Origin of the sequence: Nocardia sp. NPDC101769 (assembly GCF_044766925.1) — a bacterium.
GTDB lineage: Bacteria > Actinomycetota > Actinomycetes > Mycobacteriales > Mycobacteriaceae > Nocardia.
In genome coordinates this window covers 106,878-131,559 of the sequence record NZ_JBIWMX010000001.1, presented here as the reverse complement: position 1 = coordinate 131,559, position 24,682 = coordinate 106,878, and the positions used below count along the sequence as shown (strand labels likewise).

At 71.0% G+C, this 24,682-nt stretch carries 1 protein-coding gene; it reads left to right on the top strand.

The window, feature by feature from the left end; genetic code table 11:
- Window positions 1-177: 177 nt before the first annotated feature.
- Window positions 178-24,678: a hypothetical protein gene (locus ACIRRA_RS00430; protein WP_402761118.1), complete on the top strand. Its 24,501-nt coding sequence runs from the start codon at window positions 178-180 to the stop codon at window positions 24,676-24,678.
- Window positions 24,679-24,682: the final 4 nt, after the last annotated feature.

Below are 24,682 nucleotides of genomic sequence, written 5' to 3'. Positions count from 1 at the left end.
GAAGTAGCTTTTCCGGAATCGCATGCGGGGGAATTGGATACGTCCGCGTCGGAGCGGGGGAAGTCGGCCGGTTCGGAGCGGGAGGGTGAGTCCGAGGGTATTCCGATCGAGGAGCGTCGGTGGGTTGCTCCGGAGGAGCGGTCGGACCTTCGTGTTCAGGATGAGAAGCTCGGTGAAGTGGCGTTCCCCGAGTCGCATGCCGGGGAATTGAAAGCGCCCGCAAGGGAATCCGGCGAGGAACGGCCGCAGTCGATCGACCCGAAGGCGATCGAGTCGGAACTCGATTCAAAGCGGGCGTCCGATCACCCCGGGGAACCGGCGCTCCGGCACGACGCCGATTCGCGTGCCGGTAGCGAGCCCGGACCGCACGGCGGCGATCGGCACGAGCAACCCGCCGCCGATGAGCAGCACCCGGCGCACGAGGCAACGGATTCGGCCGAGGCCCGCCCCGACTGGACCTTGCAGACCGACGACGAATGGTCCGGCCTGAGGGCCGATCAGATCGCCGAGAAGCTCGAACAGCGTTGGGACATAGAAGTTGTCGGCTTCGATGCCAGTGTCCACCCCGAGGTGCTGCGCGAGTTCGCGCGGGCCGTCGACACCATGATGGAGCGGTACCCGGCGACCAATCTGCGTTCGATCGGGATCAGGGACCTGCCGTATGGCGTCTACGCGCGCTCGACGCCGGAGCAGAGCCCCAAGAACGGCTGGTACGCCGAAAGGCTCGGCCTCAACTCGGATCTCGCGCGTGATCCCGCCGAAATGGTGCGACTGGCACGCGAGGACCAGAGCCTGGGCCACAGTGTGCCGGGGGCGGCGGACCGCCCGGTCTACGCGACCATCGTGCACGAGTTCGCGCACGCCATGGACTGGACCGGCCAGGGCCAGGCCCGCCTGCGCATGGTCGATGCGCTGACCCGGCACTACGTTGCCGAGAACGGCAATATGGCCGGCTTCCGGCGCTGGTTGCAGCAGGATCTCTCGCGCTACAGCTTCCAGGGGAAAACCTCCCGCATGGAGATCCCGGAGGCCTTGGCCGAGGCCTTCACCGACGTCGAGCTGAACGGCGAGAACGCCAGTCCCGCAGCCAAAGTCATCCATAAGGTCCTCGTCGACGCCCTGGCCGAAGACGCCGCCGCGCATCCGTCCGAAGGCGGCGGCCCGCGCTCCCGCATCGAACCCCCGGAAATCCCCTTCGACCGTGCCACCGACAGCGGATCCGGCGGTGCCCGAGATCGTTCGAGCGCCAACGAGCCGACCCCGGTTCGCGATCCCCACGAGGAGACGCGAGACCCGGCCGCGACCCGAGACCCGCAGGCGTCCCGCGATCCGGCGGCAGCCGGTGATCAGCGGGAGCTCCGCGATCCGGCGGAGGCTCACGATCCGGCGGAGACTCGGGATCCGCAGGCGACTCATGATCCGGCAGACGAGTCGGCACGTTCGGAACCCGCGCCCGCCGCCGAGCGCAGCCCCGAGCCGGAGCACACCGGCGAGCTCGAGTCCGAGCCTGTGTCCGCGAATCCTGCTGCGGAGCATGAGATCCCGTCCGAGATTGATCGCCGCCCCGAGTCACTCCCGAGTGAGCCGACCGGCACCGAACGGGCGGCCGCGGATCGCCCAGTAGAAGAGCGTCCGGCCGTCGAGCGTCCGGCGGAGGAGCGTCCGACTACCGAGCGCCCGGCGGAGGAACGCCCGGCGGAGGAGCGTCCGGCGGCGGAGCGTCCTGCCGCGGACCGCCCGGCGGAGCAGCGCCCGGCCGCGCCCGAACAGCGCGGTGGCGACGCTCGTCGCGAGCCCGCACGCCCCGATGAGCACGCCCCCGGCGAAGCACAGCCGCGGGAGGCGCGCCCGGTCGGCGAGCATCTCCCGGACTCGGAGCAGCCCAGGTATTCCCGGGCAAGCGAGAATTCGGAGCACCCCGCCGGTGACCGGTCCGAGCATCAGGCGACCTCCGACGGTGAGGCCCCGCACGCCGGCGAGCGGCGGCCGACCGGGCCCGATGACGGCAAGCCGATCCCGCCCGCGGAATGGGCACGCGAGCAGCACACGGTCGACTGGTCCGAGAAGTGGGCCGCGCCGGTCGAGCACTGGGACACCCTCGACCTGCCACGCGACGAGTGGTCTGCGATGTCGCCCTCGGAGGTCGCCGAAGAACTCGCCGGGCGTTGGGGTCTCGAGGTCACCGGCTTCGATGACGTGAAGGTCGACCAGAACGTCGCGCGTGAGTTCGCGCGTGCGGTCGACGACATGATGCGCCGCTATCCGATCTCCAGGAATCTGAAGCGCGTTTCGATCAAGGATCTGGGCGAAGAGGTCTATGCCCATTGCGAACCCAAGTCCGGCCGGCCGACCGGCGACGTCCCGAAGTTCTACCAGTCCGATCCCGAGGTCTGGAAAGCCGATGCGATCGTATTGAGTTCGCATTACGCGGGCGATTACGCGCGATTCAAATCCTCGGTGGCCAGTTCCGAGGATTCGGGTTACCACCCGCCGGGTTCCGGTAAGCGGCCCGTGCATTCGGTGATCCTGCACGAGTTCGGCCATACGCTGGACTTCGAGTCCGGAAAGCCGTCGGAATGGGTGAAGAACCGGGCTTCCAAGACCGCCTTGCGCGCCTTGCGCGACTACTTCGAGGCGACCCGGGCCGATTTGAACCGCAAGGAATTCCGTGCGGCCTTCCAGGATTGGCTGAATCAGCTCAGCGACTACAGCCGTTCGGGCACCGAGCGGTCGGGGCCGTTCGGGCTCGGCCGCAAGTTCGAGTTCAAGCGCCAGGAGGCGCTCGCCGAAGCGTTCATGGAGGTCGAGTACAACGGCGAGCGCGCGTCCGAGCCCGCCAAGGTCCTGTACTGGCATCTGATGGACAGCCTGGAGGAGCACGGTCGCAATTCGGCCGACTACCACATGCCCTCCGAGACGATTGCCCGGCCGACCGGCCCGGATCGCGTCGAGCCCGTCTCGAACGCGGATCACCCGACGACAGCGACCCACGAGGGCGCCACTCCCGTCGTCGACGGCAAGCCGGAGGTGGTCGCGGAGCCGCCCGCCAACGGCTTCCGTCAAGGTGTGGATCCCGCTGCCGCACATGATATTCCGGGCACCTCCGGTGCTTGGGAGCCGACCGGCCGGGCCGAGCCGCACGTTCCCGTCGATCCGCAGATCGCGGCCCGCATAGACGAGCACAACAATCGGGCTCAGCTCGCCCTGCATCAGGCGGAGGACATCTACCGCCCCGAGGTGGAGCGGCTGGCCCGCGAACTCGGCGTCGACCCCACCGGCCTGTCCTCCGATGCCCTGGATCGCGCCCTGGTCCGGGCTCATGCCGCAGACCCCGGCGATTTCGCGCGGAACCTTGAGACGCATCGGGCACTGGCGCAGGAACTTTCGAACTACAACCGGAAACTCGACGAGGCGGGCACGGCCCGTGCGGAGGCGGTGCGGCTCGCGGCCGAGGATGTGCTCCGGTCTTCCACCGACATGACGCTGAAGCCCGGTGTCGGCCTGTCCGGTGAGCCGCCCAAGGTGGTGGTCGTGGTACCGCCGTCGGCGGACCCCGATCATGTGCTGGGCGCGTCGTTGCGGCAGGCGTTCGAGTACCAGCGCGTCCCGATCGAGTACCGCCGGGTGGAGCTGGCCGAGGACGGCACCGTCAGCACCAGGACCATCGAACGACCCGGCGAGCACCCGGTGGAGCCGGCGCGGTCGGATCGGCCCATCGCCGACCGGACTCCCGCCGCTGCCGACCCGCATCGAGGCGGCGACGCGGCCGACGCGGAACACGGCAAACCGGTGGATTCCCAGGGTGAGTCGGCGCCGCCCGCCGAGAGCCGGCACGACCATGCCGGCGCCGATGAGCCGGCCACCGCTCCGGTCGAGCACGAGGAGCATCCGGCCTGGTCGCCGAATCGCGTCGACAAGTGGTCGGGCCTGGATGCCGAGCACATCGCCAAGGCGCTCGAAGATCGTTGGGGCATAGACGTTGTCGGTTTCACTCCGGACATCCATCCGGAGGCGCTGCGCGAGTACGCGCGAGCCATCGACGACATGTTCGAGAAGTATCCGCTGACCAACCTGATGAAGATCGAGATCGGCGAGGTGCCCAAGGGTGCCTACGCGATGGCCGATCCGCAGTCCACGCGCAACGGGATGCGTTGCGAGAGAATAGTTCTCAACGCGGACCTGGTCCGCGATATGAACCACTTCGCCGACGCCGCGGCTGCGAACGAGGCGTCGCGCTACCACCCGGCCGGTTTCGGTGACCGCCCGGTCTACGCCGTCGTGGTGCACGAGTTCATGCACGCCATGGACTTCACCACCCAGTTCCGGGCCAGCCGGACCATGTTGGACGTGCTGGCCGAGCACTACGTCGCCGAGCACGGCAATGTCCTGGGCTTCCGGCGTTGGCTCTTCGATCAGCTCCCGCGCTACTCCTTCAAGGAGACGGGCGCCACCCACGCCATCGACCGCGTCGAAGCCCTGGCCGAGGCGTGCATGGATGTCGAGCTCAATGGCGACAAGGCCAGCGACGCGGCCAAGATGATCCACCAGGTCCTGCTCGACACCATGGCCGAGCGCGCCGCCACGCACCCGACGACCGACCGCCGCCCGTCCGCCGCCGAAACCCGCGCGGGCCATGCGCCCGAGCCGGCCCGCGACCCCTCGGCGGCGCGCGATTCCGTCGGCTCCCGGGAGGTTTCGCCGGAACCGGACTCGGCCACGCCGAAGCCCGCGCTGATGGCGCACACTCCGGGCGGGCCGGAAGGCCCTCGGTCGGGCGACCCGGGCGCGGGTGGCGACGGTCGCAGTCCCTGGCTGCGGCGGGAGGAGGCCGTCCAGGCCGACTGGAATGCCGAAATGGCGGCGAAGAACGCGCGCTTCCTGCGCGAAGTGGTCGACCGGATGCCGGAGGGCGCGGATCGGGCCGTGCTCGACCAGCACATCGCCGAGGCCGACGCCCGGGTCCAGGCCGCGAAGGCCGAGGCGGATCTGAAGTGGGAGCAGGCCGGTGGCCGGCCGGGTGAGCCGGGCGCCGGTGACCCCGCGACCGGGCCGGGCTCGACCCTTCCGGACACCCAGTTGGTCGCCGAATCCGGCGGCGAGGCGCATTCCGGCGAGGCCCCCACGCAGGAAATTCCGCTGCCCGCAACGGATCCGGCGCTGGTCGCCGCGTCGGTGCGTCCCACCGATCCGGCGGAGGCTTCCCCGGCGCTGCGCGCGGCCGCCGACTATCTGGGCCGGTCCGAGGCCGCGGCCGGGATCCGGGAGCGGACGCCCGCCGAGCAGGCGTACGCCAAGGATCTGATGGACGCGCTCGGCATGCGGGAATCCCTCGGCCAGCAGCGGAATCCGCTGGCGGCCATGCGGGATGTGGCCGAGAATGCCAGGGCCCGTGGCGGTTTCGGTGACCCGGAAGGCAATCGGCCGCCGCGTGCGCTGCGCCCCGAGGACTTCCGCCCCTTGTCGGCGAAGGAGCGTTTCGTCCCGGACGCGGTGGAGCACGTCGCGGGCGAAGAACCCCGCGAGCTGCCGCTGGAACCGTGGTCAGAGGTGGATCACGGTCCCGCCGAAGGCGAACCGCGCCTGCTGTCCCTGCCGGACCTGCGGCAGGAGCTGGCCGATCGCCTGGGCCTGCGGCCCGAGGACATCACCCCGGAACGCATGTCCGAGCTGGCCGGTGACCTCCAGTACCGAAACCTGTTGCGCGCCGGTGCGGTCGAGGCGCTCAGCGAGGCCATGGACCGTCACGCCGCCTCGCCCACCCCCGAGCTGCGCGGCGCGTACGCGAAGGTCCGCGACGAATGGGCGCGCCTGCTCGGCGTCGACCCCGAACACCTGGCCCGTGATCCGCAGGCCACCCTGAACCGGATGCGTGACGAAAACCTGCGCCGGGCAAGCGATGTCGCCGACCTGATGGCCGCGACCTTCCATGAACCGGACCCGGCGGCGGGCGAGCGCATGGTGCTCGAGGCCGACGGCCACCGCGCCTATGTCGATGTCACCGTCGGCCCGGACGGTGTGCACCGGATCGAGCCCGCCGACCGTCCGGCGCCGCATATCGAGCGGAAACCCGTCCCGGAGCGCAAGATTGGACTGCTGCGCCGGGCCTGGCGCTCGTTCAAGGGCTTCCGGGGCCAGTACCCGAAGTACATGTCGGGCTACCACGACGGCGGCGACGCGGTGGGCACGGCCGAGGCTTATCGGGGTCTCGCCCACATGGCCGGCCATGATCTCCCCATTCTCGAGGAGGGCCACGAGCACGAGAACGTCGTGCTGTCCATTATCGAGGGTCACGAATTCCCCGAGGTGGACGCCGAGATGCCGTTCGCGCGAATCTGGAAGGAGGTCGCCACCGTCCTGAAAGCGCGCGAGCGGATGCCGGTGAAGTTCTGGACCACTCGCGTCGCCCATGTCTCCGCTGACGTCATACCGATGCGGACCCGCGAGGGCGAGTACATCCCCGAGTTCGCCGAGGCCGATCCCAAGCTGCGCGCTGAGGTCGAGCAGAGCCTGCGCATGGCCGGGCTGCCCACCGAGACGGACTACCTGCGCGAACTCGAGCAGAGCGGGGCGGAACTGCCGCCGGGCACGCACGCCCCGGAACTGCCGGGCGCGCCGGAACGGCACTGGGCCTCGAATCTGCCCGAACCGGTGGCGCATGCCGCGGAGGCCCGCGACGCCGCACTCAACGATCTGGTGCGCCTGGCCGCCGAACACAAGATCCCGCTGTCCGGCGACAGCCCGGAGGCCCTGCGCCAGGCGGTCACCGAGGAGGCGTACCGGCTGATCCGCCGGGCCGGCGCGATCGAGGCGCTGAACCATGTCGCGGAGAAGTTCAACGAGGAAGAAGCCAGGGTCCCCGGCCGCCCGGTCTCGATCAATGACAAGAACCCGCTGGGCCGCTACGTCCGTGAGGTCCATGCGGTCGAGGAGCTGAATCGGCGGCAGCTGCAGGCCGACGACCTGCGCAGGAAATTGGGTGCCGCGCCGGATGATCCGTCGCCGCGGTTCGATCCCAAGAAGCCCCGGGCCACCTTCCTGGACACGGTGGGCACCAATAACAACGGTGAGTGGGCCAACCATTTCGAGGACGCGGACGAGGGGTTCCGGCAGAGCGAGCGGGGCAGCCTGTTCCGGGACGCCCTGAATCGTCATCAGCTCGCCGAGGAGCGCTCGAACTGGGCGCAGTTGCTCGGTATCGGCCTGGACGAACTCGGGCCCGGCAAGGACGGACTCGCCCACACCATCGCCGAGCAGCGGCTGGCGGTGCGGGACGCACGCGATCATCTGATCGAATTGTCCGGCGCGATAGATCATTTCATCGAGCTGGACGGCGAGTCCGACCATCAGACCCAGCAGCTGATCGACCGCAAGGCGCACGCCTGGATGGACGAGCACGGCGGCGCGATGCTGGAGCCCGGGGTCGGCGTCCGGCCGGGTGAGCATGTCGGCGACCCGAACCGCCTGGTCGTGATCAGTGGCGACGAGAACCATCACGCCCTGCTGGCCGAGGCGCTGGCCGCCCGCCCGGAATTGGGCGGCATGCTCAATCGCGGTGAGCTGCACCTGGATTACCGCACCGTCGCCCTGAACGACGATCTCGCGTTGCACGTCGTCGACGAGGTCACCCCGCAGGTGCGCTTCGCGAATCTGGAGCCCGGCGGCGATCGCGCACCGGTGCTGATGGTGCGCGGCGACCATGATTCCTGGGAGATCGTGCGGCCCGAGGACGGGCACGCCACACCGGAGCCCGAAACCCCGGCCGAGGGCGAAACATCCGGTGCCCCACGTGATCCCGCTGTGGTGCTGGCCGAGCGTGATGCGGTCGTGGCTCGTTTGGAGGGTGCGAGCGGTCTGGATCTCGGTGAGCATCTCGATGAGTCCATCGCGAAGTTGCGTCAGGACAATATGCTGCGGGCCGCCCAGATCGAGGGCATGGTCGATTACATCCGCAGCAGTGATGCGATCGAGAATTTCCACGAGCTCAACAACAAGCTCGGCGACCTGGGGCATGTGCTGGGCATCGAGCCGGAGCACATGTCGCCGCAGCGGGTGGCCGAGGCGATCGCCGATCCGGACACCAAGCGGGGACGGCGCGCGCAGGCCATCGGCGATCTGCTGGACTACGCGAAACAGATCGGCAAGATCGACTCGAAGGCGGCGGATGCCGCCCTCGCGGCCCGCGACCGGCTCGCGCGTCGGCTCGGCGTCGAGCCCGAGCGCCTGCACGCGCCCAAATACGAGAAGAGCAAAACCAAGCCGGAGATCACCGGCTACGGCCCGGATCCCAAGAGCACGAGCAAACCCGCGATGATGCGGGCCGTCAGACACGCGCTGGGCCGCGAGGGCGAGCGCCCGCAGGTGGTCGCCGCGCTCGCCGAGTACGCGCACGCACTCGCCGCTATCGACCCCTACCACCCGGAGCTGCGCTTCGATCCGCGCACCGATCCGCGCGCCGCCGACGGCGTCGTGCCGATCCACGCGGGCTCGGCGACCGACCTGTTGCACGGTCTGTTGAGCGAAAACGTCGGCGAGCGCCCGCTTTCCGCCGATGACCAGCGGGCCGACGAGGCCCGGGCCGCGCAGGCCCACGCGGTCTGGTTGCGTCTGCTCGGCACCGATGTGCACGACGTCGACCGCATGGTCAAGGCGTACACCAAGGAGCTGCCGGAGCTGCACGACCGGATGTCCCCGGAGCAGCTGGGGCGGGCGCTGCGGTCGATGCCGGACGAGGTCACCCTCGAGCGGTTCCGGAATCGCCAGGTCGGCGCGGACGACATGCGGGCGCTGCACGCGTCCTACGGGGAATACCTGACGGGAATGGATCCCGCGCACCGCCCGCTGTCGCAGGACGAGTTCGTCCGGCTGGTCGACGGCGTCCGGGACGTCCGGTTCGGCGAGGTGTACGAGGTCTACCGGGACGGCAAGATCGAGGAGCACGAGCGGCCCAAACCGCACGAGTTCGAGGCTATGGTCGAAGGGATGCGCGCGGAAGTGCGTGCCCGCGAGGCCGATATCGCCGAGCTGCAACGACTGGCCGCCGAGCACAACGCGCTCACCTCGGCGCCGGAAGCGCCAGCACCACACCGGAGTCCGATGGAGGCGGCCGCCGGCCTGGCCGAGGCCCGGCAGGCCCGCGAGCTGGCGGCCGGGCAGCGTGAGGCCGCTGTGCAACGGCTGGACACCGGCTCGGACCGCCCGGTGCGACCGAGCGATCTGAGCCCGCAGCGGCTGCCCGGCACCCTCGACTACCTGGCCGGCCGCGTCGGCGAGGACGGCCGCCCGCTGAATGCCGCGGAGTACCTCGAGGACTTGCGCCGCGCGGCAACCGAATACAACGACGCCGATGCCCGGGTGCAGCAGCGGGAAGCCGGCCTGGATGCCGCGGTGCAGGCCGCGGCGGGCCGGGACGAGACACCGGCCGATGTCTGGAATCGCGAGGTCGAGCACGCGGGCGCCGCGGTGGTCGACGCGGCCGCCGCCACCCCCGCGAACTGGCCCGAACATCCCGAACAGATTGCCGCGCAACTCGATCGGATCGCGCGCGGGCTGCCCGAGAGCGGTCTGGACCTGCCGCCCGAACAGCTGGCCCCGCTGCGCGAGGCCGTCGAGCGGTACCGGACCGCCGTCGACGCCCTGGGCGCGGTGCGCCCCGAGCCGATCGAGGCGATCCGCGCGGCGGAGTCGCCGCAAGCGCGGGCCGAGCGCGAATTGCGCTACGCCCGGGAGGATTCCGATATCGCGAAGATGTCGGCGGACAATGCGCGCAGCGGACTTCCGGTCGCCGAGGCCGACCTGACCCGTGACTGGATCGCCGCCACCCGGGAGGAATTCGGCGGCACGCCGCGCGAGGAGCTCACCGCGCAGCAGCGTGGCCTGCTCGATCTCGCCGACGCCGCCGAGCGGCATCTCGACGCGCAGGACCGCGCGTCCCGCTGGCAGGCGCAGGTCGACGAGCTCGCCATCGACGCGCGCAATGCGGCCGACACGCCCCGGGCCGCCGCGGCTCGCGCGGTCGAGCACGCCCACGACGAGATGCTCGCCGCGATCGACAATCTGGCCGAGCACATCGGCCGGCGCCACCCCGAAGCCGATTTCAAGCGCCCGGCATACGCCGAGACCATGGCCGACATCGAGGGCCGCACCATCGTGACCCCGCGGGGTCCGGAGGGCCGTGCCGTCCTGGAGGGCCTGCACGATGCCACCGCCCGGGCGCGCGAGGCGGCCGAGAACTGGCACAAGGCAGAGGATTTCGCCAACTGGATCGACCAGCACGGCGACGCCCGCGACCCGGGCACGCCCCGGAGCGCCGACTCCGGCAAGCCTCGGAGCACCAATCCCGGCTCGGACCCCGGCCAGGGCGAGGGCACCGATCCGAACTCGCCCAAGCCCGGCGGCTCCGGCGGTAAACCCGGGTCCGGCGGTTCCGGAGCCGGGTCCGGACCGGCCGATCCCGGCAAGGGCGGCGAGGCCGGGCCGGGTAGGGGCGGCGCGGGCAAGGGCGGCGACGGCGGCTCGTCCAAGCCCCCGGCCGGTTCGGGTGATCCCGACGGCTCGCAGGACCCCGGGCACGGCAAATCGGGCGGCGACCCGTCGGCGCCCGCGGGTTCCGGCGGCGAGACTGCCTCCGCCGTGGTCGTGCCAGCGGAATCGGGTACGCCCACAACGACTTCGGTGCGACACCCGGATCCCATGGACGCCTCCCCGGCCCTGCACGCGGTGGCCGATTACCTGGGCCGCTCCGAGGCTCCGCCCAGCCTGCGCGAGCACTCGCCGGCCGAAGAGGCGTACGCGGCGCAGTTGATGGACGCGCTCGGCATGGAGGGGCACCTCGGCCAGCAGCGCGATCCGCTGGCCGCCATGCGTGACGTGGCCGAGAATGCCCGCTCCCGTGGCGCTTTCGGTGACCCGCGGACCGACCGGGCACCGAGCGCTATGCGCCCGGAGGAGTTCGGCCGGCTGTCGGACGACGAGCGTTTCCGCCCGCACCCGGTGGAGCGGCCCGCGGGGGAGACGCCGCGGGAACTGCCGCTGGAGCCGTGGGCCGAAGCGAATCACGGCCCCTCCCACGGCGAACCGCGCGTGTACTCGCTGCCGGAACTGGCCGAGGTGCTGGCGGGCCGGTTGGGTCTGCGCGCCGAGGACGTCATCCCCGAACATCTGTCCGAGGTGGCGGGCGAACTCCAGTATCGGAACCTGTTGCGTGCCGGTGCCATCGAGGCGCTCAGCGATGCGGTGAACCTGCACGACCGCGCGACGAACGCCGAGGGCCGCCGGGTCTTCGGCGGGATCCGCGACGAGTGGGCGCGATTGCTCGAGGTCGATCCCGAACAGCTGGCCCGCGATCCGCAGGGCGTGCTGGCCGGCCTGCGCGACGAAACCCTGCGCCGGGCAAGCGATGTCGCCGACCTGGTGGCCGCTGCCTTCCATCAGCCCGAACCCGGGGCCGATCCCCGGCTGGTGATCGAGGCCGACGGTCAGCGCCTGCACGCCGAGGTCGTCGCGCGCCCGGACGGCACGCAAGGGCTGCGCATCGTCGATCGCCCCGAGGCGGCCTTCGAGCCGAAACTCGGTGCCCCGGAACAGAAGATCGGATTGCTGCGCCGGGCCTGGCGCTCGTTCAAGGGCTACAACGGCCAGTACCCGAAGTACATGTCGGGCTACGAGCACGGTGACGGTGAGGGGCAGGCCAAGGTCTTCCGCGCCGTCGCCCACATCTTCGGTCACGACTACCCGGTCGAGATCGAGGTGAATCCGCACGAACACCTCGCTCCCGGCCAGAAGCCGCACACCATCGAATTCCTGAGCGAGATGCCGGTCGCGCGCTTGATCAAGGAGAGCGCCACCATCTGGAAGATGCGGGAACGGATGCCGTTCCTGAAGCATTGGACCAGCCGGGTCGCGGATGTGTCCGCCGAAGTCGTGCCCATACGCGGCCGCCGGGGCGGCGAGTACGAACCCTGGTTCTCCGAGGCCGATCCCAAGCTGCGCGCCGACATCGAGCACAGCCTGCGCCTGCGCGGCCTGCCCACCGAGGCGGACTACATCCGTGCGCGGGAACAGGATTCGACCCTCGAGCTTCCGGCCGGTTCGCATACTCCCGAGCTGCCGCCGCCGGCGGAGCATCACTGGGCATCGAACCTGCCCGAACCGGTGGCGCACGCGATCGAGGCGCGCGACGCCGCGCTGAGCGAGCTGGCCCGCGTGGCCGCCGAACACGGGTACGACCTCTCCGACGCCGGTGCGGACGCGCTGCGTCGTGTGGTCACCGACGAGACGTACAAGGTGGTGCGCCGGGCGGGTGCACTCGAAGCCCTCGATCACGTGGCGCGCGAGTTCAATCGCTGGGAGGAGGCGGTTCCCAGCCGCCCGGTCGCGATCAATGACAAGAATCCGCTGGGCCGCTACGTGCGCGAGGTCCACGAGGTCGACGAGCTGAAGCGGCGGCAGGCGCAGGCCGACCGGTTGCGGGCGAAGGACGGTGCCGCCCCGGATGATCCGTCGCAGCGGTACCAGCCGAAGCCGCCCCGCAAGACCTTCCTGGACTCGCTGGGCACCAATAACAACGGCGAGTGGGCCAGGCACTTCGACGATGCGGACGAGGGCTTCCGGCAGAGCGAGCGGGGCGGCCTGTTCCGGGATGCCCTGACACGTGATCAGATCGCCGAGGAACGGTCGAACTGGGCGCAGTTGCTGGATATCGGCCTGGACGAGCTCGGCCCCGGCCGGGACGGGCTCGACCGCACCATGGCCGCGCAGCGGATGGCGCTGCGGGACGCCCGCGACCGCGTGAACGAATTGCACGCCGCGGTCGACCATTTCATCGAACTGGACGAAGCCTCCAAGCAGCGGGGCCGGGAGCTGGTCGACGGCACCGCGCACGACTGGATGGACGCCAATGGCGGCGCCATGCTCGAGTCCGGGATCGGCGTACGCCCGGGCGAGCATGTCGGTGACCCGAACCGCCTGGTCGTGATCAGCGGCGACGCGGACCACCACGCTCGGCTCGCCGAGGCCCTTGCCTCGCATCCGCGATTGGCCGACCTGCTCAATCGCGGTGAGCTGCGACTGGATTACCGCACCGTCGGCATGAACGACGACGGTGTGCTGCACGTCGTCGAGGAGGCCACCCCGCAGGTGCGCTTCGCGAATCTGGAGCCCGGCGGCGATCGTGCGCCGGTGCTCATGCTGCGTGGCGAAGAAGGTCCGTGGGCGGCCGTCCAGCCCGAGGACCGGACAGGCACACCGGAGCCGGAGACCGCCGCTGGCGAAACACCGAGTGCCCCACGCGATCCCGCTGTGGTGCTGGCCGAACGCAATGCGGTCGCCGCTCGTTTGGAGGGTGCGAGCGGTCTGGATCTCGGTGAGCATCTCGATGAGTCCATCGCGAAGTTGCGTCAGGACGATATGCTGCGGGCCGCCCAGATCGAGGGCATGGTCGACTACATCCGCAGCAGCGATGCCATCGAGAACTTCCACGAGCTCAGCGACAAACTCGGCGATCTCGGGCATGTGCTCGGCATCGAACCCGAGCACATGTCGCCGCAGCGGGTGGCCGAGGCGATCACCGATCCGAAGCTGGGGCGCGCGGCCCGCAGACAGGCCATCGGCGATCTGCTGGACTACGCGAAACAGCTGGGCAAGGGCGCGTCGGCGGAGGTCGTCACGGCCCGGGACCGGCTGGCGCGGCGGCTCGGAGTCGATCCGGAAGACCTGCACGGTTCGAAATACCAGAAGAGCGACGACAAGCGGGCGATCACCGGCTACGGGCCGAGTGCCGGCACCACCAGCAAGCCCGCGGTGGTGCGGGCCGTCAACGACGCGCTGGGCCGCGAGGGCGAGCGCCCGCACGTGGCGGCCGCGCTGGCCGAGTACGCGCACGCGCTGGGCGCTGTCGATCCGTACCATCCGGAGCTGCGCTTCGACCCGCGCACCGACCCGCGCGCCGCCGACGGCGTCGTGCCGATCCACGCGGACTCGGCGACCGACCTGTTGCACGGTCTGCTGAGCGAAAACGTCGGCGAGCGACCGCTTTCCGGCAATGCTTCGCAGGCCAGTGACGTCTGGTCGCATCTGCTCGGCACCGACGTCCACGATGTCGACCGCATGGTCGGGTCGTATACCGAACAGCTGCCGGACCTGCACGACCGGATGTCCCCGGAACAGCTGGGCCGGGCGCTGCGGTCGCTGCCGGAGGAAGTCACCTTCGAGCGGTTCCAGGAGGGCAAGCTCGAGCAGGACGAGACGAGGGCGCTGCACGCGTCCTACGGGGAATACCTGACGGGCATGGATCCCGCGCACATCCCGCTGACCGAGGACGAGTTCGTCCGGCTGGTCGACGGCGTCCGCGATGCTCGGTTCGGCGAGGTGTACGAGGTCTACCGGGACGGCAAGATCGAGGAGCACGAGCGTCCCGAGCCCGCCGATTTCCAGCGCATGCTCGACGAGATGCGCGCCGAGGTCCGGGCTCGCGAGGCCGACATCACCGAGCTGCAGCGGCTGGCCACCGAGCACAACGAGCTCATGTCGGCCCCGGAATCGGCTGCGTCGCACCGTAGTCCGATCGAGCGCGCCGCCGAGGTCGCCGAGGCGCGGCAGGCGCGCGACCAGGCGCGTCACCGGCTCGACGCCGCCCTGGGCCGGATCGACACCGGCACGGACCGGCCGCTGCGTGAGGGCGATCTGAGCCCGCAACGGCTGCCGGGCACCATCGATTACCTGGCCACCCGCACCGCCGAAGACGGTGGGCACCTGCTGAATTCCGAGCAGCACCTCCAGGATCTGGCGCGCGCGGCGACCGAGTTCAACGCGGCCGACGCGGTCGTGAACGACCGTGAAGCGCAGCTGCGCTCGGCCGTCGAAGCGACGGATGAGACCGCGGCTGAGGTGTGGCAGCGCGAAGTCGACAGTGCCCGAGCCGATCTGCTCGGCGCCGCGGCCGACGCGCCGGGGAGCTGGCCGCAGCACGCGGACCAGATCGTGGGCCAGTTCGACCGGCTCGCGCGCGGCGCCGAACTGCACGGCCTCACCGTCGACGCCGGGCTCGACCCGCTGCGCGAGGCCGTGCGCCGATACCAGACCGCCCTGGACTTCCGGGGCGCGGTGCGGCCCGAGCCGATCGAGTCGGTGCGCGCCGGGGAATCACCGCTCGAGCAGGCCGAGCGGGAAGCTCGGTACGCCGCGGAAAGCGCCGACATCACCAAGGCCGCAATGGAATTGGCGATGCTCGGCATGCCGCTCACCGCAGGCGACCTCACCCGCGACTGGATCGCCGCCACCCGGCAGGAATTCGCCGGGACCCCGCGCGACCAGCTCACCCCCGAGCAGCGCGGCCGCCTGGTGCTCGCCGAGGCCGCCGAGCGCTACCTCGACAACCGGGATCGCGCGGACCGCTGGCAGGCCCAGCTCGACCACCTCTCCGCCGACGCCCGCAATGCCGCCGACACCCCGCAGGCCGCCGCCGCTCGCGCGGTCGAGCACGCCCACGACGAGGTACTCGCCGCAATCGGCAACCTGGCCGAGCACACCGGCCGGCAGCACCCGGAAGCCGACTTCAAGCGGCCCGAGTACGCCGAGACCATGGCCGACATCGAAGGCCGCACCATCGTCACTCCGCGCGGCGAGGAGGGCCGCGCGGCCCTCGAGGCCATGGGCGATGCCGCCGCCCGGATGCGCGAGGCGGCCGAGAGCTGGCACAAGGCAGAGGATTTCGCCGACTGGGTCGATCAGAACATCACCGGCGGCGACGCGGGCGGTTCCGGCGGTAAGCCCGGTACGCAATCCGGCCCAACCCCGATCGGTCCCAAGGGGCCGGACGGTGGCGGACAGGGCGGCGAAGGTCCGGCCCGCCCCGGTGGTACCGGCGGCGCGCCGGGCTCCGAGGATCCGACACTCGTGCTCGAAAACGGCGCGGGCCCAGTGGGTCCGGAGGATCCGACCCTCGAGCTGCCACAGGGCGCGATCCCCGCAGGCTCCGAGGACGCCACCCTCGAACTGCCGAATGGCTCGGCTCCGGCCGGCGCGGGTGATCCGACCGTCGAGCTGCCGCCGAAGGGTTCGGATGAGAACCCAGGTGAGGGTCCGGGTGCGGACCCGTCGGCCGGGCAACCCGGCGATCCCGGTGGCAAGCCCGGCTCGGGCGGCTCCGGAACCGGCGCGAACCCGGGCGATCCCGCTGCGGGCCCGAGCCCTGATGGTGTGGGCCGGGGTGGTGGCGACGACTCGTCCAAGCCCCCGGCCGGCCCCGGCGACCCCGACGGATCGCCGGACCCCAACCAGGGCAAGCCCGGCGCGGGCGACCCGAACCTGGGTGGTGATCCCATTGCCGGACAGGGTGGTTCGCATGCGAACGGCTGGGAGCCGGTAGGCGAGGCCGTGGTTCACGTGCCCGCCGATCCCGCCGTCGCTGCCGATATCGCAGGCGCGGTCCAGCGCGCGCACAGCGATATGCGGTCGGCCGAACAGGTCGACCGTCCCAGGCTCGAGGCCATCGCCCGCGAGCTCGGCATCGATCCGACCGGTCGTTCCGCCCGCGAGGTGCACGACGCTCTCACGGTCGCCTTCGTCGTCGAGTCCACCAAGGCGACCGAAGTGGTCAACCGGGTGGGCATCGAAGGCTCCCAGGCGGTCGCCTACTTCGCCGAACGTGAGGCCGCGTACCAGCGCTCCGCCGAGTTGACCGTCGCCCGCGCGCAGGCCGACAGCGCCTTCGGCGACTACAACCGCAAAACCTTCGGCGCCAGACGCGAACTCACGCGTGTCCACCAGCTCGCCGCGCGAGATGTCCTGGGCGCCACAACCGACCGCGTCGTGCGTGACGGCGTCGGCCTCACCGACAACCCCCGCCGCGCCGTCGTCGTCACCCACCTGGACGATCCGCACGCCGTCATCAGCGCCGCCGACCGCGCGAACCTGGCCACACAGGGCCGCGAGGTCGTCTACCACCGCATCGAACTGGACCCCGACGGCACCATCCGAGTCCAAGAAGTCCGTCCCCCCGGCGAACCCGACCCCGCCGCCGGCGGCAAGTCCGGCTCCGGCGGCTCCGGCAAGGGCCCCGGCACCCCCGGCCTGCGAACCCCGGACGCCGAAGAACCCGAGGGCAACTCGGGCTCCGAGGACCCGACCCTCGAACTCGAAAACGGCTCCGCCCCCACAGCTGCCGAAGACCCCACCCTCGAACTGCCCAACGGCTCCGGCCCGGCAGATTCGGGCGACCCGACAGTCGAGTTGCCCCCGAAGGGTTCTGGCGACCCGACCGCCGAACTATCGCAAGGTTCGGGACCTGTCGGTGCGAGTGATCGGACGATCGAGTTGCCGCCGAAGGGTTCTGCTGACCCGACGGCTGAGCTGGCGCCGCAGCACGATCCCAACGCGCAGACGGTGGAGCTGCCGCCGAACGGCGCCGGAGATCCGACGGCCGAACTGCCGCAGGGTTCTGGTCCGGCTGGATCGGGTGACTCCACGGCCGAGTTGTCGCAGGGTTCGGGCTCTGTCGGGTCGGGCGATCCGACGGTCGAGTTGCCGCCGCAGCATGATCCGAATGCACAGACGGTCGAGCTGGCGCCGCAGCATGATCCCAACGCGCAGACGGTTGAGTTGGCGCCGGGGCATGATCCGAATGCGCAGACTGTCGAATTGGAGCGGTCGGCGGGGAGTGGGCCGGAATCGGTTGATCCGGTGGTGGTTTCGCCGACCTTGAAGGCGGTCGCGGATTATCTGGCGGATGCTCCGCTGGAGCACAATGCGCGGCAGCGGACTCCGGAGGAGCTCGCATATCTGGCTCGCCTGGCCGACGGCCTGGGCATGGTCGATCCGCTGTCGAAGCGGGCGGACGCACTCGCCTCGTTGCAGGAATTGGCCGAAATGGCCAAGGCGCGCGGCTTTTTCGGTGATCCGGAAACCGGTGCCGGGCCCGGGTCCATGCGCGACCCGGAGGACTATCGTCCGCTCACCCTCGACGAGCGTTATGCGGGCGAGGAGTATTGGCGTTCCGAAGTCGACCCGCGCGAACTGGCCGCCATCGAGGCGGAGCATCGTGCGCTGGGCATCGACGATCGTCTGCGGCAGGCCGAGGCGGACGAAGCTGCCGCTGCCCGGCAGGCGTTGGGCCAGAACGCTTCTCACGGTGCGTCGCGTGATCTTCCGCTCGCGCCGTGGTCCGATCCCACGCACCGGACGGGCACCCCGCCGCGCGCTCTGACGCTCGAGGAGATGCATCAGGACATCGCCGCCCGTCTCGGCCTTTCGGTCGCCGATCTCACCAAGGAGCGGCTGCCGGAGGTCGCGGGCGAGCTGCAATACCGGAACATGCTGCGCGCCGGTGCGATCGAGGCTCTCGACGACGCGGCCGCCCGCCACGACGCGGCGACCGATCCGCAGGAGCGGGCGCGGCTGGCGACGGTGCGGGACGAGTGGGCGCGTCTGCTCGGCGTCGATCCCGACCGGCTCGCCCCCGAGCACCGCGCGGAGACCCTGGCGGGCCTGCGTGCCGAAACCGTCCGCCGCGCCATCGATGTCGCGGATCTGATGGCGGCGACCTTCCACGAGCCGGACCCGTCGGCGCCGCAGCGTCTGGTTCTCGAGGTCGATGGCGAGCGCGTCCACGTCACGGTCCGCACCGACGCCGACGGCACGCGTCACCTGGAACCGGCCGCCCGGCCGGAGCTGCCGGGTGACCGCCTCCCGGCCGCGAAACAGCCGGTGCGCCCGCCCTTCCTGCGCCGCCTGTGGGATTTCGTGCGTGGTGGATACAAGGACCAGTCGCCGAAGTACGCCTCCGGTTCGGGTCTGGACGGCACCGGTCAGAAGCAGATCATCAATGAGATCGGCGGCTGGCTGCACAATGACTTCCTGCACCATCTGGGCATCAATCCGTCCCGGTTGGGCAAGGAGTTCGCCACCTTCTGGAAGGCGCGTGAAGACGTGCCGATCCTCAACCGCCTCACCGCCCGGGTGCCGGACGTCGCCTCCGAGGCGGTGCCCATGCGCACCCGCGACGGCGGCGAGTACGAGCCTTGGCACAGCGAGGTGGATCCGGCGACCCGAGCCCGGGCGGCCGCGGATCTGGAGTTCGCCGGTATCGACCAGGGCTCGCCGTCGACCGCCGGCCGGCACCGCGCTCCCGACCCGGTCACCGACCCCGCCGCTGTCACCCAGCGTGATCCGGTGCCGCAGCTGCCCGCTGGCAGCGAACACGCAGGCGCACAACCGGATCCGGCTGCCGCGCAGCCTGCCCAGCACGCACCGGCGGCGGCCCGTGACGCCCTGCCGAAGCTGCTGGCGGACGGTCTCGACGCCCGCGACGCGGCACTGGGTGAGGTACTGAAACAAGCTGCGCGCCAAGGCATCGACCTGCGCACCGCGGACCCCGCGACGCTGCGCGGCCTGGTCGACGAGTCCACCTATGTGATGTTGCGCCGCGCGGGCGCGGTGGAGGCGCTGCTCGACGTGGCGCAGCGCTACAACACCGAGCACGCCCGAGTCCCCTTCAGCGACAGCATCAATTTCTTCGACAAGGACCCGCTGGGCCGCTACCTGCGCGAGCTGGTGCACAGCGATCCGACCCGGGTCGACGGCGTGGCCGGCAAGGTGCTGCGCAAGCTCCGGGTGTGGGGCAAGGACGACCCGCGCTCGACCTTCCTGGACTGGGACGGCACCCCCAACGGCGGCGAGCCCGCCCGCAATTTCGACGATCTCGCCCCGGAGGAACTGGAGACCCGCAAGGAGGGCATCCTCTTCAAGAACGCCCTGGAGCGCGACCAGATTCGTGAGGAACGGGCGAACTGGGCGCAGCTGCTGGGCGTCGGCCTCGACGATCTCACCCCGGAACGCCTGCCGCACACCATCTCCGAGCTGCGGATGGCGGTGCGCGAGCACGCCGCTCAGGTCGCCGATCTCGGGCACGCGGTGCACGACTACCTGGGCGCGGATTCGCACGTCCGCGATACCGCGACCGACCTCGCCAATGACGCCGCGCGCACCTGGGCGACCGAGCAGGGCGGCGCGACCCTCGACCACGGCATCGCCGTGTTGCCGGGAGATCCGCCGCGCCTGACGGTGATTCGCGCCGACGGCCTGCACGAGCGGGCGCTCGCCGACTATCTCGCCGCACACCCGGAGATCGGCCGCCAGCTCAACGACGGCCGCCTGCGAGCGGATTTCCGCACGGTCACGATGGACGTCCAGGGTCGCCTGAGCGTGGTGTCCGAGCACACCCCCGAGGTGCGTTTCCACGAGCCCGAACTGAACGGCGAGCCGGTCCCGGCCACCACGGTCCGCGACAATCCGGCGGACCGCTGGCGCGTCGTCGAACCCACCCCCGCGACGGCGGCCCCGCACGAGCCGCCGGAGCCGCCGCGTTCGCTCGCCGAATTGCGCACCGCGCGTGACGATCTCGCGAAGCAAATGGCGGTCTACCGCGACGACCTCACCCCGGACAAGCTGACCGACACCATCAAGGCCCTGCAACTCGACAACGCCCTGCGTGCCGCGCAGATCGAGGGCATCGCCGACTTCATGCACGCCAGTGACGACATCGAGTCCTTCCACGACTTGAACGACTCGCTGCAACAGCTGGCGAACCGGCTGGGCCTGGACCCGGCCGAGTTGAGTCCGGAGAAGATGGTCGAGGCCCTGACCGATCCGGGCCTGCGCAATGTGCGCCGCCTGCAGGCGGTTCAGGATCTGGTCGCCTACGCGTCGGCGGTGCGCGGCGTGGACGAGCCGGCGGCGCTGGCGGCCCGCGACCGACTGGCGGAGCGCCTCGGGATCGCGCCGGACGAGCTGTTCTCGGACAAGTACAACAAGACGGCGGACCGGTTCGAACCCGATCCCAAGAGCATCGCCCCCGCGGCGTTGCTGCGCGCCGTCAACGACATGATGCACCGCTCGCTCGAACGGCCGGAGCTGGTGGCCGCGCTGACCGAATACGCGCACACCCTCAGCGGCATCGATCCGTTCCACCAGAACCTGCGCTTCGATCCGAACACCGATCCGCGCGTGGCGGAGGGCGAGCTGCCCATCCGGGATGCCGCCGCGGCTGCGGCGCTGCACGGTTTCCACGCCGAATTGATCGGTGAGGCCCCGAGTTCCGACGACCCGTCCCGGGCCGGTTCCGCGTGGGCCGCCTTGCAGGGCCTCGAGCTCGGCGACGATCCGAAGCGCCTGGCCAAGGCCTACGAGGCCTATCGGGACGGCAAGATCGAGAAGTTCGAGCGCCCGGGCGACGCCCAGACCCGGGCGACGGTCGACGAACTGCGCGCCGAGGTGCGCGAGCGGACGGCCGAGATCGAGCGGCTGCAGCGCCTCGCGCAGGAGTACAACGACCGCACCAACGCGACCCAGCCGGAGCCCGCCCCGGCCCGCCCCGCCGCAGCCGCGGCCGAATTGGACAGTGCGCGAACCACTCTCGACAGGGCACGCAATGTCCGCGATTACGCGCTGTCCCGCATCACGCACCCCGACGAGCACGAGCCGCACCTGGATGGCGCTCCGGGCCGGAGGATCACCGCCGACGATCTGACGCCGACCCGGTTGGCGGGCACCATCGAACACCTCGAGATGCTGCCGATACACGAAACGCTGCGCGCTCACCACGAGGCCAGGATCGGCGAACTCCGTGCGGCCGCAGAGCATTACAGCGAGGCCGAGGAACGCGTGCGCGCGGCCGAGCACGAGCTGGACCGGTCGCTGCTGGCCGGCGCCCGCCCGGGCGAGGCCCCGGCCGACACCCTGCGCCGCGAACTCGATCAGGCCCTGCGGGACCGCAAGCGGGCCATGTCGGGCGTGCGGGTGAACGAATCCGAGCTCACGCCCGAGAACTTCCGCAACGCCCTCGACGAGGCCGCCCAGCATGCGCGCACCCCGCAGGAGCAGGCCGCGGCGACCCCGCTCATCCAGCGTCTGCACGACGCGACCGTGCGGGTGCATCAGATCCAGGAACTCATCGCCGGTCACGAGGCGGCCGCGGAGGCGCACGCCCGCGCCGCCGAGTCCCCCCTGGACGCCGCCCGCCGCGAGTCGAAGGCGGCACAGCAGGAACTCCGCGCCGCCCGGGCAGCGGAAGCCCAACTCGCCGCCACACCCCCGAAGTCCGACAGCCCTGCCGACATTCAAGCCCGCCAAGACGCGCTGCGCGCCGCCGGCGAGCGGGTCGATCGGGCCGAGGCCGCCGCCGGTCCCTGGTCGACCGAACTGAAACGGCTGTACGCCGCCGAACTGCGCACCGCCGTCACACCCCACGAGGCGGCCGCCGCGGCCCGCGACGAGGCGCACGCCGCCCTCGCCCAGGCCATCATCGACTTCCGCGCGGCGACCGGCCTCCCCGTAGCCGAAACCGATCTCACCCACGACAACCTCGACGACACCATCGAATACCTCGAGGGCAAGACCATCCTGGCGAACGGCCCCGGCAGCGCCACCGCCTTCGAAGACCTCCGCCACGCCGCCGAGGAATCCAACCGCGCCGACGCCCTAGCCCACTGGGTCGACGCCAACATCCCCCACCCCGGCGACCCCACCACCCCGAACCCCGGCAACCCCGACCCGAATTCGGGCAACAACACCTCCGGCCCGGACACCAACGGCTCCGGCCCCGCCGCAGGCGGCCCCGTGACGAGCGGCCCGAACCCGAGCGCCGGCTCCGGCGACGGCGCAGCCCAGCCCGAACCCGACCCGGACACGGTCGCCACCCAGGACCTCTCCACCGGAAACCCTGTCGTGCGTGGCGAGTCTCAGATCCCGCCGGGCGCAGTGGAATCCGATGGTGTGGACAGCGAGCCCGCGAATCCTGGCGAGCCGTTGGCGGATCCGGACGAACAGTCGGCAACCAGCAAGACGCCGCTGGTGGCTCGCCCGGAGGGCGAGCAGTCGAACGTTCCGGTGGATCCGGACGCCGTGGCCACCCAGGATCTCTCGTCCGGAAAGGCGGTCGCGGGTACAGAGTCCCAGATGCCGCCCGGCACAGCGGAGCCCGATGGCGCAGTCGGGGAGCCCGCGAATCCGGCTGTGCCGGTGGCGGATCCGGATGAGCAGACGCCGGAGCAGTCGATAGCCGGTAAGACGCCGCCGGTGATCCGGGGCGAGGGCGAAGCGTCGAACGGCCCGGTCGGTCTGGGCGATGCCGCCGGGGGCGACCCCGATTCTGCGAAACACCGCGCAGATGCCGGTGAGGTTTTGCCGCCCAAGAGCTCCGGTAATTCCCCGGACGGGATGCAGACGCCCGGCGATCCGGATCAGCAGCCTTCCATCGACGGTGGGAAGATGCCGCCCAAGGCCCCCGGTGTTGCCGGGAATGGGACGGTTCCGCCTGCCGAGGCTGGTTCGGGTGCGGAAGCCGGTGGGGGCAAGGCTGGTTCCGAGGGTGACGGCGGCGGCTCCGACGACGGGGCGAAGGGTGTGCCGGATTCGGAGCGGTCGGGGCTGAACTGGGAGCATGTGCGGTCGCATCTGCCGAAGGTGCCTCGGGATTTCAATCCGGAGTTCCCGCAGTACACGCCACAGCCGCCGCAGCAGGCGGCGCCGTGGTCGCTGCCGCCGGACGCGAATCCGCCGCAGCCGCCGGCGCCACCGAATCCGCCGCAGCCGCCGTATCCGCCTGCGCCTCCGATCGGGCCGGGTGGTCCGGGCGGGCCGGGGTATCCGCAGGATCCCGGCATGCCGGGCGGTGGGATGCCGGGTGGCGGGATGCCTGCGCAGCCGCAGCCGCCGACGATGCCGCAGCCTCCCACGATTCCGCCGTATCCGATTCCGCCGGGCGGGTATCCGGGTGTGCCGACTCCGCGGGATCCGGGCTGGCCGGGCGGTCAGTCGTCGAACGGTCAGCAGCCGTGGGGTTCGTGGCCGGGTTCGCAGGATCCGGGCGGCTCGTCGCAGTGGCCCAACGGAACCCCGCAGTGGCCCAATGGATCGCAGCAGTCGCCGAACGGATCACAGCAGTGGCCGGGGTCGCCCGGCGGGCAGCAGCCCGGCTATCCGGGCGCGACGCATCCGGGCACGCCGTCGGCTCCGGGTGGGATTCCGCACGGGCCGGGCGGACCTGGTTCACCCGGCGGGCCCAATGGCGCTGCGCCGCAGGGACCGAACGGCCTTCCGGGCTGGAATGGCATGCCGGACAACCCGTCCGGCGGCTTCGGTGCCGGTGCGGGCGGCGGTGGCGCGAACGGCGCTGCGGGCGGATTCCCGGGCGGCCCGATGGGTGGCGGCGGCGGCCAGCCGCAGGGCGGCGGCTCCGGTGAGGGTCGCGGGCGCGGCGGCAACCGCTTCCCGCGCGCCTCGGGTCCGGCGTCGTCCGGGTCCGGCGTGTATCTGCGTTCGCATTCCGGTTTCGGCGAGTTCGCCATGCTGAATCCGCTGACCGGCGAGCTGAGTTCGGCTCCGGTGGGCGCGGGCTCGCTGGCCGGCGTCTACGACGATCTGGACGGCCTGCGCGTGATCCTCTACCGGGATCAGCAGGCCGGACTGGTGCTGCGCGTGGGTGATCAGGCCATCGAGGTGGATCGCCTGGGTGCGGACGTGTACTGGGAGCGCACCCAGCAGGGCTTCAACCGCCTGCTGGTGGGCGTGGGCGGCGCCCCGCAGTGCGAGGTCCGCTATCGCACCGTTCCGCAGGACGCCGACCTGGGCTTGCTGATTCGCGATGTGCTGTCGGATCCGGCGCGGCGGGCGGGAATCTTCGGATGACCGT